Origin of the sequence: Sphingopyxis sp. BSN-002, from assembly GCF_022024275.1 — a bacterium.
GTDB lineage: Bacteria > Pseudomonadota > Alphaproteobacteria > Sphingomonadales > Sphingomonadaceae > Sphingopyxis.
In genome coordinates this window covers 1,355,097-1,368,215 of the sequence record NZ_CP091804.1, presented here as the reverse complement: position 1 = coordinate 1,368,215, position 13,119 = coordinate 1,355,097, and the positions used below count along the sequence as shown (strand labels likewise).

General features: G+C 65.5%; 15 protein-coding genes. 10 read left to right on the top strand and 5 right to left on the bottom strand.

All coding sequences use genetic code 11. From position 1 onward, the window contains the following. Positions 1 to 20: 20 nt before the first annotated feature. A complete protein-coding gene (locus L7H23_RS06765; RefSeq protein ID WP_237838584.1) occupies positions 21 to 401 on the bottom strand; it encodes a DoxX family protein in 381 nt (126 codons plus the stop codon). Between the two features lie 207 nt (positions 402 to 608). Here L7H23_RS06765 and L7H23_RS06760 point away from each other — a divergent pair, with 207 nt between their 5' ends. Both L7H23_RS06760 and L7H23_RS06755 read left to right on the top strand, forming a co-directional pair. After that, the gene (locus L7H23_RS06760; protein WP_237838583.1) at positions 609 to 1,067 is read left to right on the top strand and encodes a carboxymuconolactone decarboxylase family protein; all 459 of its coding nucleotides are present in this window, start codon (positions 609 to 611) and stop codon (positions 1,065 to 1,067) included. Next, positions 1,067 to 1,942: a sigma-70 family RNA polymerase sigma factor gene (locus L7H23_RS06755; protein WP_237838582.1), complete on the top strand. Its 876-nt coding sequence runs from the start codon at positions 1,067 to 1,069 to the stop codon at positions 1,940 to 1,942. Before L7H23_RS06760 ends, L7H23_RS06755 begins: the two co-directional genes overlap by 1 nt. 4 nt (positions 1,943 to 1,946) lie before the next feature. Here L7H23_RS06755 and L7H23_RS06750 read toward each other — a convergent pair whose 3' ends face one another. Genes L7H23_RS06750 through L7H23_RS06740 form a run of 3 tightly spaced genes read right to left on the bottom strand, consistent with a single transcriptional unit; the run spans position 1,947 to position 4,611 of the window. Next, positions 1,947 to 2,729 (bottom strand): FkbM family methyltransferase, encoded by a 783-nt coding sequence (locus L7H23_RS06750; protein ID WP_237838581.1) that lies wholly within the window; start codon positions 2,727 to 2,729, stop codon positions 1,947 to 1,949. After that, positions 2,726 to 3,877 carry a hypothetical protein gene (locus L7H23_RS06745; protein WP_237839143.1) on the bottom strand — a complete coding sequence of 384 codons (1,152 nt, stop codon included), beginning with the start codon at positions 3,875 to 3,877 and terminating at the stop codon, positions 2,726 to 2,728. The genes L7H23_RS06750 and L7H23_RS06745 overlap by 4 nt, the downstream gene beginning before the upstream one ends. Before the next feature lie 5 nt (positions 3,878 to 3,882). Next, positions 3,883 to 4,611 carry an HAD-IB family hydrolase gene (locus L7H23_RS06740; protein WP_237838580.1) on the bottom strand — a complete coding sequence of 243 codons (729 nt, stop codon included), beginning with the start codon at positions 4,609 to 4,611 and terminating at the stop codon, positions 3,883 to 3,885. 124 nt (positions 4,612 to 4,735) lie between these two features. Here L7H23_RS06740 and L7H23_RS06735 point away from each other — a divergent pair, with 124 nt between their 5' ends. The 8 genes from L7H23_RS06735 (at position 4,736) to L7H23_RS06700 (ending at position 12,667) form a co-directional block, all read left to right on the top strand. After that, complete coding sequence (locus tag L7H23_RS06735) at positions 4,736 to 5,413, top strand: response regulator transcription factor (protein ID WP_237838579.1); 678 nt, start codon at positions 4,736 to 4,738, stop codon at positions 5,411 to 5,413. A gap of 2 nt (positions 5,414 to 5,415) precedes the next feature. Next, the gene (locus tag L7H23_RS06730) at positions 5,416 to 6,774 is read left to right on the top strand and encodes a HAMP domain-containing sensor histidine kinase (RefSeq protein ID WP_237838578.1); all 1,359 of its coding nucleotides are present in this window, start codon (positions 5,416 to 5,418) and stop codon (positions 6,772 to 6,774) included. 145 nt (positions 6,775 to 6,919) lie between these two features. After that, entirely contained in the window at positions 6,920 to 7,426 is a 507-nt protein-coding gene (ybeY, locus tag L7H23_RS06725; RefSeq protein ID WP_237838577.1) for an rRNA maturation RNase YbeY, read from the top strand. A 19-nt stretch (positions 7,427 to 7,445) separates the two neighbouring features. Beyond that, positions 7,446 to 8,384 carry a hemolysin family protein gene (locus L7H23_RS06720; RefSeq protein WP_237838576.1) on the top strand — a complete coding sequence of 313 codons (939 nt, stop codon included), beginning with the start codon at positions 7,446 to 7,448 and terminating at the stop codon, positions 8,382 to 8,384. A 41-nt stretch (positions 8,385 to 8,425) separates the two neighbouring features. Further along, positions 8,426 to 9,583, top strand: coding sequence for a glycosyltransferase family 1 protein (locus L7H23_RS06715; RefSeq protein WP_237838575.1), 1,158 nt, complete (start codon positions 8,426 to 8,428; stop codon positions 9,581 to 9,583). Between the two features lie 4 nt (positions 9,584 to 9,587). Then, entirely contained in the window at positions 9,588 to 10,904 is a 1,317-nt protein-coding gene (locus L7H23_RS06710) for a replication-associated recombination protein A (RefSeq protein WP_237838574.1), read from the top strand. A gap of 1 nt (position 10,905) precedes the next feature. Then, positions 10,906 to 11,262, top strand: coding sequence for an MmcQ/YjbR family DNA-binding protein (locus L7H23_RS06705; RefSeq protein WP_237838573.1), 357 nt, complete (start codon positions 10,906 to 10,908; stop codon positions 11,260 to 11,262). Between the two features lies 1 nt (position 11,263). Next, the gene (locus L7H23_RS06700) at positions 11,264 to 12,667 is read left to right on the top strand and encodes a serine hydrolase (protein WP_237838572.1); all 1,404 of its coding nucleotides are present in this window, start codon (positions 11,264 to 11,266) and stop codon (positions 12,665 to 12,667) included. Here the strand turns inward: L7H23_RS06700 and L7H23_RS06695 are convergent. After that, entirely contained in the window at positions 12,664 to 13,080 is a 417-nt protein-coding gene (locus L7H23_RS06695; RefSeq protein ID WP_237839142.1) for a GFA family protein, read from the bottom strand. The two genes, L7H23_RS06700 and L7H23_RS06695, sit on opposite strands and share 4 nt — an antisense overlap. Positions 13,081 to 13,119: the final 39 nt, after the last annotated feature.

Genomic DNA, 13,119 nt, shown 5'->3' with positions numbered 1-13,119 from the left:
GCATCGGACACCGGAATGCCCTATTTCGCCCGTGCCCCGTCGACGCTCCAGATGCCTGCGCCGCGCGTCGCGACGAACAGGAAGAGGAAGCAGTACAGCACGATCGTCTCGCCGCCGTTGGCGATCGGGAAGGGCCCCTGGCTGCCATGCGCGACCCAGTAACCGACCGCGGCCATGCCGCTCGCGAGGAATGCCGCGGGGCGCGTGAACAGCCCGATGACGATCAGGCCGCCGGCGACCAGCTCGATCACCCCTGCCGCCTGCAGCATCGGGTTGAGCGGCATCGGAAATTGCACCGGGAAGTTGAAGAATTTCTGCACGCCATGCGCGAGGAACAGCAGGCCCGCGACGATGCGGAGCAGCGCATAGGCCTGTTCGGTAAAACCATCGAGAAATTTCATGGATCATCCCCCTCTTGTCGAAGACGGGGCGATGCTAGTGCAGCTTCGCGAGGGCGAAAAGCGCATTATCCGAAACGATGGGTTTCCAGTGACTTGTCTTGAGAGCAGGCAAAAAAAATCATACCCCGCGAAACTTTTTCGCCGCCCATGTCACACGCGCCGGTCCTGTTTCGTCATGTCAGTACAACCCCATGAAGGAGATGTGACATGACCAAGGTAACCGACCCCTACGCCGCCGCCCCGACGCTGATGAAGCAGTGGATGGCCGCCAGCATGGCCGCCGAGAAGAGCCTCGACAAGACGCTCGTCGAGCTGGTGAAGATCCGTTCGTCGATCCTCAACGGCTGCGCCAACTGCATCAACATGCACACCGTCGACGCCCGCGCGCATGGCGAGACCGAACAGCGCATCTACCTGCTCGCCGCCTGGCATGAAGCCCCGGTCTATACCGACCGCGAACGCGCCGCGCTGGCGTGGACCGACGCCTTGACCAAGCTGTCCGAAGGGCACACACAGAAGGCCGCGAAGGAAGCGCTCGAAGCGCATTTCACGCCGGAGGAACAGGTGAACCTGACGGTGATGATCAACGTCATCAATGGCTGGAACCGCATCGCGGTCGGCTTCGACCTCTGGTACGAGGGCGGCGTGCTGGTGAAGGCCGCCTGATGACCCCCGAGGGCATCCGCAACGAAATGGGTGCGGCGGACGCGGCGGCGAGTTTCGACCCGCTCCGCCCGCTGCTCACCCGCGTCGCCTATCGCATGCTCGGCTCGGTCGCCGATGCCGAGGATGTGGTGCAGGATGCCTTCATCCGCTGGCTCGGCACCGACCGCGATGCGGTGCGCGAGCCTGCGGCTTTCCTGCGCCGCACCGTGACGCGGCTCTGCCTCGACCAGATCAAGTCGGCGCGAAATCAGCGCGAGACTTATGTCGGCCCCTGGCTTCCCGACCCGCTGGTCGAGGAGGAGGAAGAGGACGACGTCACCCTGCCGCTGATGCTGGCGCTCGAACGGCTCTCCCCGCTCGAACGCGCGGCCTTCCTGCTCCACGACGTCTTCGGCGTCGAATTCGACGAGGTCGCGAAGACGATAGACCGCGATCCCGCCGCGACGCGCCAGCTCGCCGCACGCGCCCGCACCCACGTCCGCGACGCGCGACCGCGCTACAAGATGGAAAAGGAACGCGGGCTCGAAATCGCGAATGCCTTCTTCGCGGCCTCGCGCAGCGGCGACATGGGCGCACTCGGTGCGATGCTCGCGGCCGATGTCGGCATGTGGGCCGACGGCGGCGGCAAGCGGCCGGCGGCAATGGGCGTGGTGACGGGGCACGATATCGTGCTGAAGCTGCACCGCAGCCTCGCCGTCCTGTTCGGCAAATATGGGTCGACGCTGCTCCACACCGGCACGATCAACGGTCTGCCGGGCTTCGTCACCCGCGAGGCCGATGGCGAGTTCCAGACAACCGCTTTCGAGATCGAAGACGGGAAGATCACCGCCATCTATGTGATGCGCAACCCCGACAAGCTGAAGCATATGCACTGATCGGTCAGGCGCGCTCCGCCAATATGTCGTAGTGCCGCCCGATGCCGTGCCGCGTGAAGCGTGCGAAGCCGGCATCCCGCAGCCGCACCTCGATCGCATCGGCATCGGTCCAGCGCGCATCGACCTCATAGAAGATCGCCGCGATCCGGTCGCGATGCGCGGATGCCATCAGTGCTTCGACGACGGTCTCCTCATGTCCCTCGACGTCGATCTTGACGATCAGCGGTTCGGCGCCTTCGAGCAGCGTATCGACCCCTGTTATCCCGAGGATACGGATTTCCTCGCCGCCTTGTGCAGCCGCTTCGCGCAGGCTCGCGACCCCGCTATGCGCCCCGTCGGTCGCGATCCGCGCCATCCCCGAATGCAGCGATACCGCCGCGTGCACCGGCCGGATCGTCGCGCCCGCGCCGTTGAGCGCAATATTGTCGCGCAGCAGGGCAAAGGTCGCCGCGACCGGCTCGAACGCCACCGCCGACACGCAATGGCGGTTACGAGCCGCAAGCAGGCTATAGAGGCCCTGATTGGCGCCGATGTCGACAAAGGTAAAAGGTCGCTCCTGCACCGCGATATAGTTCGACAGCGCGCGGCCGTATGTGGCGTAGCGGCAATATTGGAAGGTCCGGTCGCGCCAGTTAGCGCGCATCCTGACGCCATAGCGCGACGTCACGACCGGCTCCGATCGCGCCAATGGCAGCGCGGTCAGCAGATGCACCCACGCCTTGTGCAGCGTCTTCCTGACGCCATAGTCGAGAAGGCTCGCAAGCGGAGAAGCGGCCGCGATGCTCACTGGCGCGCCATATAGTCGAGGATCGCCTCGGCCGCGCGCTCGGACGAGGGGCGTTCCTGCAGGTCGAAGCTATAGTTGAACAGGCTTTCCTGCCGCTCGCGCATCGCAGGCGTCAGGCGCGGAACCTCGGCGAGTGCGGCATCGAGCTGGTCGAGGTCATCCAGTACATGTCCTGCGCGCCAGTGCGCGAAATAGGGGTTGCCCTGCCAGGTATGGCCGCGCGGATTGAGGAAGAAGCACGGCCGGGGCCGGCGAATGAACTCGTAAACCTGGCTGCTCGCATCGCCGATGTAGATGTCGGCGGCGTCGGTATAGGTCATGTCGAGCGAGGCGGGGCTGCCGGTGTCGATCAGCATATGGTCCTGCTCATAGTCGCCGGGCTGCGGGCCGTGGTTCCAGCCGACCGCGAAGGGCGAGAGCGAGGCGGTGATCCGCTTTTTGAACAGCATCACATGCGGCGCGAAGATCAGATTGTACCGGTCGCTCTTCGCGAACCAGTCGAGAATCTGCGGCCCCATCCGGTACCAGGACGACAGGGCGGGCGAGGGGTGCGGGTTGTAGAGGACCGTGGGCTTGTCCTTCGGGAAGAGTCGCGGATGCTTCGGCGGGGCGATGTCGAACTTCGGATAGCCGACGATCGCATGCCCGTCGTCTTTCAACAGGTCGGCTTCGGCCAGCCGGTCGCGGATCTTCTCGCCCGACAGGAGGACGAGGTCGAACTTGCCGCTCGCCTTGTCGAACCCGATCGCCCGATCGCCCGCACCGTGGCGCGTGTGGACGAGCTTCAGCGATTTCAGTCCGAAAAGCGACTTCAGCATCAGCGACGTCTTTTCGGGTACGACGAGCGCATCGAGCGCCCTGAAGCGGTCGAGGTTGCGGTGGAGCGTTGAGATGATGTCGGCGGGGATCGACCGCCCGCTCGCCCGGTTTGCGGCGCGAGCCAGCCTTGACGGCGGGTGCAGGCGAACGATCTGGGGTGCGGGGCCGGGCGTCGCGGCCGCCATCCGCCGGACCTCGCCCTCGCAACCTTCGGAGACGAGGACGCTGACCTTTGCATTGGTCCCGCGGCGCAGCAGTGCGAGCGCCACCGGCAACGCATGCGCGACCTGATGCCCGCCGTGGTGGTTGAAGAGGAAGCCGATGTGCATTGCGCTCACCGCCGCCAGTCCAGAACCGGCCAGCCACGGGCGGTGGCGAGCGATCGCATCCTTGGCGACGGATTGACGGCGATCGCCTCGTCGGCAAGCTCGAACATCGGCAGGTCGGACGCATGGTCCGAATAGAAACGGATATGCGCCGTATCGCGCATGATGCCCGACCGGGCCAGGAACGCCTCGACGAGCGCACGCTTGTCGGCGCCATAGCAATTGGCCGACATGATCTCCGGCGTCAGATGACCGTCCCGCCAGCTTGACGCCGTCGCGACGACGTCGCCGATGCCCAGCCGCCTGGCCAGCGCTGCGGTATAGAAATGCGGCGCCGCGGTCGCGAGGATGATCCGTCGCCCGGCCTTGCGCTCTGCGTCGATCAGAGCGACGCCCTCGGCATAGAGCCCTCGCGAAACCAGATGCCGCGCGAAACGGTCGGCGAGCCGCGCTGCCTCGCGTTCGGGCAGCGCACTGCCCAGAGCGGCCCAGTGCATCGCCTGCTTCATGCGGCACCGCGGAATCAGCTTCAGCGCATAGAGCAGCGCAACGGGTAGCAGCAGCGGGAGAAGGAGCAGGCGCCACGGCGCGCGGCTGCGCATCGCGAACCACAGGAAGGGGGTGTAGGTCGGCAGGACGGTAAGGGTGCGATCGAGATCGAAGACCGACAGCATCTCCTTTTGCGGCCGGGGGGCGGAGGAAGCCGCATCCGTCGTCTGCCTCTGTACCTGTGCCATCGCCTGCTCCTTCGCGAACGGCAGTGGCAGCGCGGCCTGACGCCTCGATGGGGCATTCATTTGATTTTCGACATGTTCGCCCCGCGGCTGGCGATTTTGCCGGTCAACCGGTAACGGGAGAGCGATGCAGATATTGGTGATTGAGGATGATGCCCGCGTGGCGGAGCATATCGGCAAGGGGCTGAAGGCCGCCGGGCATCTCGTCACCGTCGAGGGCGATGGCCGGCAGGGTCTGCTTCGCGCTGCCTCCGAAACCTTCGACCTGATTGTCGTCGACCGCATGCTGCCGAATGTCGACGGGCTGACGATCGTCCAGACGATCCGCGCCACCGGCGACACGACGCCGGTGCTGTTCCTGAGCGCTCTTGGCGAGGTCGACGAGCGTGTCGCGGGGCTGCGCGCCGGCGGAGACGACTATCTGACCAAGCCTTTCGCGATGTCGGAGCTGCTCGCCCGCATCGACGTGCTCGGCCGTCGCGGCCCCGCGATCGTCGCCGAGACGAAGCTGAGCGTGGGCGATCTCGATATCGACCTCCTCGGCCAGCAGGTCCGGCGGCAGGGGCGCGCGATCGACCTGACCGCGCGGGAATTCCGTATCCTTGCCTATCTCGCGCGCAACGAGGGGCGCGTTGTCACGCGCTCGATGCTGCTCGAACATGTCTGGGACTATCATTTCGATCCGCAGACGAACATCATCGACCAGCATGTCAGCCGCCTGCGGCAAAAGGTCGATCGCGGCCACGATGGTCCACTGATCCACACGGTACGCGGCACCGGCTATGTCATGCGGGCGGGCGCTTGACCGTGCGGGCGCGTCGCGGCCCCTGGCGCAGCCTGACCGTGCGGTTGGGACTGGTCTATGTCGCCCTGTTCCTGACCTCGACTGCGGCGATGTTCGGCGCCGCCTATTGGTTCGGGGTCCATCAACCGATGGTGAAGGAGGCCTCCGCCGTCCAGCGCGAGGCGGGCAGTCTTGCGGCCGTCGACCGCGCCGGCGGCCGCGACGCCCTGCTGCGCGCGCTTCGGCTTCGCGAGAAGAGCGGGCCGAGACGGGCGTTTCACGCGCTGCTGCTGTCCGATGGCAGGGTCTTGACCGCCAATCTTCCGAGCTGGCCCAGGGCGACAATCGCCGACTGGCAGCTGCTCGATGCGGACATTTCCTTTCTCGGGACCGAGCAGGATTATACCGCGCTGTCGGTCGAACGCCGCCTCGACGACGGCGCCCGGCTGATCGTCGGGCGCGATGTCGAGGATATCGACGACCGCGACGAGATTTTCTCCGTCGCCGCGGCCTGGCTGATCCTGATCGCCGCCGCGCTGGCGATTGGTGGAAGTGTCGCGATGGGCCGCGCGGTCGGCCGGCGGATCGATGCGGTGACGCAGACCGCGCGGCGCGTGATGGCGGGCAGCCTGACCGAGCGCATCCCCTTGCGCGGCACCGGTGACGATTTCGACGAACTCGCGGGCACGCTCAACCAGATGCTCGGCCGGATCGAGGAAGCGGTCGACGCGGTCCGCCGTGTGTCGGACAATGTCGCGCACGAACTGCGCACGCCGCTGGCGCGGCTCCACGCGGACCTCGACGATCTCCGGATGACGGCCGACGAGAGCGAACGCCAGCGCCTCGCCGATCAGGCGCTGGCCGAGGCCGGGCGCCTGCAATCGATCTTCGATGCCCTGCTGCGCATCGCGCGGATTGAGAGCGGGCGGCACCATGCGGGCTTCCGCCGGGTCGACCTATCGACACTACTCGCCGACGCCGTCGAGTTTCACCTGCCCGATGCCGAAGCGCGCGGGCAACGTATCGAAAGCCGCATCGCCCCCGGCCTGATGCTCGAAGCCGACCCCGACCTGCTGTTCCAGGCGATATCCAATCTGCTCGACAACGCCGTGAAATATGGGAGCGATGCGGGCGCGGTGACGGTCAGCGCCGCACGAATGGCAACGGGTGTTGTGGTGGAAATATCCGACGCCGGCCCCGGCATCCCGCCCGCCTATCGCGAAAAGGTCACCGAGCGCTTCTTTCGCTTGCCCGACACTGCGGGCGAACCGGGGAGCGGGCTGGGCCTGTCGCTGGTGAGCGCAATCGTCGCGCTCCACCGGGGCAGGCTCCGGATCGACGATGCGGCTCCCGGAACACGGGTAAGGCTCGAGCTCCCCTGACCGGGACAATTTTTCGCTGTCCTACGTTGCGGCAGGGCGATAGCGTCGAAGCCATGATACCTCTTGTCCGGATTCCACAGCCCGAAAAGCGATTTCCGAATGAAGTTGCGCAGTTTTCTGCGCTTTTTTGTTTGCAGGCTTCTTCATGCTGAGCGTGGAAACCCACGAAGCCTCGCCCTGGCCCGACGCACTTGACTGGGAAGCGCGCGGTGCGGAAGCCGCCGCTGCGGCGCTTGCGCTGACGCCTTTCGCCTCGCTCGCCGATGCCGCACCGCTGGTCGAGATCGCGATCCGTCTGACCGACGACGCCGAAGTCCATGCGCTCAATCGCGACTTTCGCGGCAAGGACAAGCCGACCAACGTGCTGTCCTTTCCGCAGGTGCAGGCGGACCTGCTCGAAACGATGGCCAACAGCGATGACGGCGAAATCCTGCTCGGCGATATCGTGCTGGCGCGCGAAACCTGCGCGCGCGAGGCCGGGGAAAAGGGGATTTCGCTGGAGGATCACGCGACCCATCTGATCGTCCACGGTACGCTCCACCTTGTCGGCTATGACCATATGGATGACGTCAGCGCCGCTACGATGGAGGGGCTGGAGGTGAAAGCGCTTGCATCGCTGGGCCTCGCCAATCCATATGACCATCAGGATTAACAGGGAAACACGTACCATCATGCCCGACGACCAGGGGTCTTCGAACCGATCGGAAGAGGACAGTAGATCCGGTCTCTGGACCGGCCTCAAGCATATGTTGTTCGGCGGCGAGAAAGAGCCGTCGCTCCGCGAACAGATCGAAGACGTCATCGACGAGGCCGAGGAAGAGGGCGACGACCGCCGCGGCAGCAGCATCGTCGGCGACCTCTCCCCGATCGAGCGCAAGATGCTCCGCAACCTCCTGCACTTCGGCGAGCAGACCGTCGACGATGTCGCCGTTCCCCGCGGAGAGATCATTGCCATTTCCGAAAGCGCGAGCTTCGACGAGGTCGTCGCGATCTTCGTGGACGCCGGACACAGCCGCCTGCCGGTCTATCGCGAGACGCTCGACGAGGTCGTCGGGATGATCCACGTCAAGGACGTCTTTGCGGTGCTGGCGACGAAGAAGGCCCCGCCGCCGCTGATCGACCTGATCCGCCAGCCGCTCTATGTCCCCCAGTCGATGGACGTGCTCGACCTGCTTGCCGACATGCGCGCGCAGCGGACGCACCTCGCCATCGTGATCGACGAATATTCGGGGACCGAAGGCCTCGTCACGATCGAGGATCTGGTCGAGGAAATCGTCGGCGAGATCGAGGACGAGCATGACGACGAGCCGACCGCACTCTTCACGCCGGGCGAGAATGGCTGCTGGGAAGCCGACGCCCGCGCCGAGCTCGACGATATCGGCGAAGCGATCGACCCGCGGCTGGGCGATGTGGAGGAAGATGTCGACACGCTGGGCGGCCTCGCCGCGGTGCTCGCCGGGCATGTTCCCGAGGTGGGCGAGATACTTCACCACCCGAGCGGCTGGCGTATCGAGGTGACCGAGGCGGACGAACGCCGCGTCCACCACCTTCGCCTGCACCCGCCTGTCGAGATCGATCCGGAGGCGCCGCCGGGCCGCGAGGAATTCTGACGCGATTGCCTTTGGCGGGCTAAAGGACTAGGCGACGCCGGATGGAAGTTTCGGACCTTCGCATCGCCCTGTTCAGCGGCAACTACAACATGACGACCGACGGCGCCAACAAGGCGCTGAACCGGCTCGTCGGCTTTCTGCTCGCGCATGGTGCCGCGGTGCGGGTCTATTCGCCGACGGTCGCCAATCCCGATTTCGAACCGACCGGCGATCTGGTCAGCGTGCCGTCGATGGCGATCCCGAACCGTCCCGAATATCGCATTCCGCTGCATTTCTCGTCGCGGGTGCGCGAGGATATCACGGCGTTCGCGCCGAACATCCTCCACATCTCCAGCCCCGACCGCGTGTCGCGGCAGGCAGCGGCATGGGCGCGTCGACGCAAGTTGCCGGTCGCCTGTTCCGTCCACACGCGTTTCGAGACCTATTTTCGCTATTACAACCTGTCGTTCCTCGAACCGATCGTCGTCGCATGGCTCAGAAAGCTCTACCGGAAATGCGACGCGCTGATCGCTCCGTCGGAGAGCTTCGCGCAGGTTCTCCGCCAGCAACGGATGAATTACGACATCGGCATCTGGACCCGCGGGGTCGAGCGTGACGTGTTCAACCCGGGCCGGCGCGATATGAGCTGGCGTCAGTCGTGGGGCATCGCCGACGATGTACCCGTCATCGCGTTCCTCGGCCGGCTCGTGATGGAAAAGGGCCTCGACGTTTTCGCCGATGCGATCGACCAGCTCCAGCGGCGGAAGGTGCCGCATCAGGTGATGGTGATCGGCGAGGGCCCTGCGGGCGAGTGGTTCGAATCGCGTTTGCCGCAGGCCAAGTTCGTCGGCTTCCAGGGCGGAGAAAACCTCGCGCGGGCGCTGGCTTCGTGTGACATTTTTTTCAATCCGTCGGTGACCGAAACCTTCGGAAATGTGACGCTGGAAGCGATGGCCTGCGGGCTTCCGGTGGTCGCCGCGCGTGCGACGGGCAGCGCGAGCATCGTCAAGCACGGCCAGACCGGATATCTCGTCGCGCCGGGTGCGATCAGCCTGTTTGCCGACGACCTCGAACTCTATTGCCGCGATCCCGAACTGCGCGCGAGGCATGGCGCAGCGGCGCTGACCGAAAGCGGGGCGTACCAGTGGGACGCGATCAACCAGTCGGTGGCCGATACCTATCTGCGGCTGATCCGTCAGAAACAGCGGCGCGGGGTCTGATCCGGTGGGGGATCTGTTCGGCGCAGACGATCCCGTACAACCCGATGTAGCGACGGGCCCGGTCCCGCTTGCCGAAAAGCTGCGGCCGAAAGTCCTTGCCGAGGTCGTCGGGCAGGAGCATCTGACCGGCCCCGAGGGCGCGATCGGCCGGATGGTCGCCGCAGGACAGTTGTCGTCGATCATCCTCTGGGGTCCGCCCGGCACAGGCAAGACGACGATTGCCCGCTTGCTCGCCGAGGCGGTGGGAATGCGCTTCGCTCCCCTGTCGGCCGTCTTCTCGGGCGTTGCCGACCTCAAGAAGGCGTTTGCCGACGCCGAGAAGATGGCCGCGGCGGGGAAGCGTACCCTCTTGTTCGTCGACGAGATCCATCGCTTCAATCGTGCGCAACAGGATGGCTTCCTGCCCTTCGTCGAGCGCGGCACCGTCGTACTGGTCGGCGCAACGACCGAGAACCCCAGCTTCGCGCTCAACGCCGCGCTGCTCAGCCGGGCGCAGGTGCTCGTCCTCAATCGTCTCGGAGAAGCCGCGCTGGGAACGTTGATCGAGCGGGCGGAGGCCGAGCTCGGGCAGCGGCTGCCGGTGACCGACGATGCGCGCGCTGCACTGATCGCGAGCGCCGACGGCGACGGGCGCTTTCTGCTCAACCAGGTCGAGACGCTGTTTTCGGTGACGATCGCCGAGCCGCTCGACCCGGCCGAGCTTGCGCAATTCCTGCACCGCCGGATGCCCGTCTATGACAAGGATCGCGACGGCCATTACAATCTGATCTCGGCGCTCCACAAGGCGATGCGCGGGTCGGACCCGCAGGCGTCGCTCTACTGGCTGGCGCGGATGCTCGTCGCGGGCGAGGAGCCGCTTTATGTCCTCCGACGCATTACGCGTTTCGCGAGTGAAGATATCGGGCTCGCCGACCCGCAGGCACTGGTGCAATGTCTGGCCGCGAAGGACGCCTATCAGTTCCTCGGCTCGCCCGAGGGCGAACTCGCGATCGTGCAGGCGTGCCTCTATTGCGCGACTGCGCCCAAATCGAACGCCGCCTATATGGCGCAAAAGGCCGCATGGGCCGCTGCGCGCGAGACGGGCAGCCTCGCGCCACCCGCAAACATCCTGAATGCCCCGACCAAGTTGATGAAGGATCTGGGGTACGGTGCGGGCTACAGCTACGATCATGACGCGCCCGAGGGTTTTTCGGGTGATAATTACTGGCCCGACGAGATGGCCCCCGCCGAACTTTATCGCCCGGTCGACCGCGGCTTCGAGAAGCGCATTGCCGAGCGTATGGCCTGGTGGGACGAGCGGCGCGGGAAGGGGAGCGAATAGCATGTCTGCGCCGCGTCTCGACAGTTGGGACGATGTCGTCGCCTTCGCCTGCGCGCTGCCCGATGTCGAAATGGCGCCTTTCTATGGCACGCCCTGTCCGAAGGTGAACGGCAAGGCCTTCGTGTCGCCGGGGCGCGAGGCCGGCAGCTTTCACGTCATGAGCCCGCACGAAGAAAAGGACGTCCTGCTTGAAACTGACCCCGACACTTTCTGGCAGACGCCGCATTATGAGGGCTGGCCCGGCCTGCTCGTCCGCTTCGGATCGGACGACCCCGAACGCGTCGCCGACGTCATCCGCCGTGCCTGGTGGGACCGGGCGAAGAAGCCGCAGCGCGCTGGCTTCGGCGAGCGGCCCTGAGATGTTGCAGCGCCTGATCCTCGGCCTTGCGCTCGCGGCCGTAGCAGTCCCGACGCACGCCGCCGATCCCAATGCCGAGATCAATCGCGCGTGGGCTGCGGGCTATCGTGCCGCCTTCACCTGCTCGGCGCTCTGGAACGGCGCGGGCAAGCCGCTCGAGGCGATCGAGCGCGACGAACTGACCGGCATCTATCCCGAGATCGAGGCCGACGTCCGCGCGCTCAAGGCCGATATCGACGACAAGGCGAAGATCGTCAGCGTCAAATATCGCGACGACATGCCGCCGCGTATCGCGATGTGGGATCGCGGCGAAGGCTGTGTCACGCTGCCGATCGGGACGAAGCCCGGCCATATCGACGGCTTCCTCAATCATGGCCCCCCGATGCTCGACGACCGGCCGTGGCCGCTCGGTGACAAGGATGCGATTCCCCCGAGACCGCGCGCTTTGACGGCGTTCGAGGGCGCGACGATCAATATGGAGAGCTTCGGTGGCCGGACGAGCTCGCTGCTCATCGTGAAGAACGGCAGGATCGCGGTCGAACGCTATTGGAGCGGGCACGACATCCACACCTCGCAGCGTACCTTTTCGGTGGCGAAGTCGATGGCCGCGACGCTGATCGGCAATGCGGCATATAATGGCTGGATCGATGTGAAGGCGCCGGCGATGATCGTCGAATGGCAGGTGTTCGACGATCCCCGCGGCGCGATCACCACCGAGCAGCTGATGCGCATGGCGAGCGGCCTGACGAGCGACAGTGCGGGCAACCGGAGCGATGCCATCTATATGGGCGGCGCGCTCGTCCGGCCGTGGACGGTGCAGTGGCCGCTGATCAACCCTCCGGGCACGCGCTATCGCTACGCGAACAACGATACGATGCTTGCGGTGCTGTCGCTAAAGGCCGCGTTGCAGCAGGCACAGCGCAAGGCGAACGAAAAATCGGCAGCCTTCCGCTTCGACAAGCTGCTCAATCCCAACGCCTTCTTCGACCGGCTGGGCATGACGCGCACCATCGCCGAGCACGACCGAAACGGCGACTATATCCTGTCGAGCCAGGTCTGGACAACGGCGCGCGACCTTGCGCGGCTGGGCCTGCTCTACCAGAACGACGGGATGTGGGAGGGCCAGCGTCTGCTGCCCGAGGACTGGCGGCGCTTCGTCACGACGCCGAGCGGGCCGCAGCCCGACGGCGCCTTCGGCTATGGCGCCGGCTTCTGGCTGTTGAACAAGTCACCGGGGATTCCCGCCGACGCCTTCGGGGCCTTCGGCAATCGCGGACAGTATCTGATCATCATCCCGTCGCGCCAGCTCGTGATCGTGCGACAGGGCTATGACGACGACAAGCAAAGGCTGGATATCGCGAAGCTTGTCGCCGCCATCGTCGCGGCGGATGGGAAGCGGCGTTAGTCCATCCCGGGATAACGGTTGAACGCCGGCATCTCGTCCAGCTTTTCCATCCAGCCGATCCGTTCGGCGATCTGGATCTGTGCGCCCGCGGGGATCAGGTCGGGGTCGTCGAGTGTGCCCGTCTGGACGTCGATCGGGCCGGGGAAGATCGCTTCGTTGGTATAGAAGAGACCGGTGCCGCAATCGCCGCAGAAATGGCGGCGGCCATGTTCGGACGATGAATAGATTTTGGGCGTGCCGGTCATGTCGAGATCGGCCTGGCCGACCAGCGCCCAGCCGACCATCGGCGCGCCGGCGTGGCGACGGCAGTCGGTGCAGTGGCAAAGCGCATGATGCTCGACCGCGGTCGGCATCGAATAGCGGATCGCGCCGCAATGGCACTGGCCGTTCGCGCGGGTGGGGGACTCGCTCATCATTCTCTCCTCATCTTGTACGAAGAGAACATATCATAA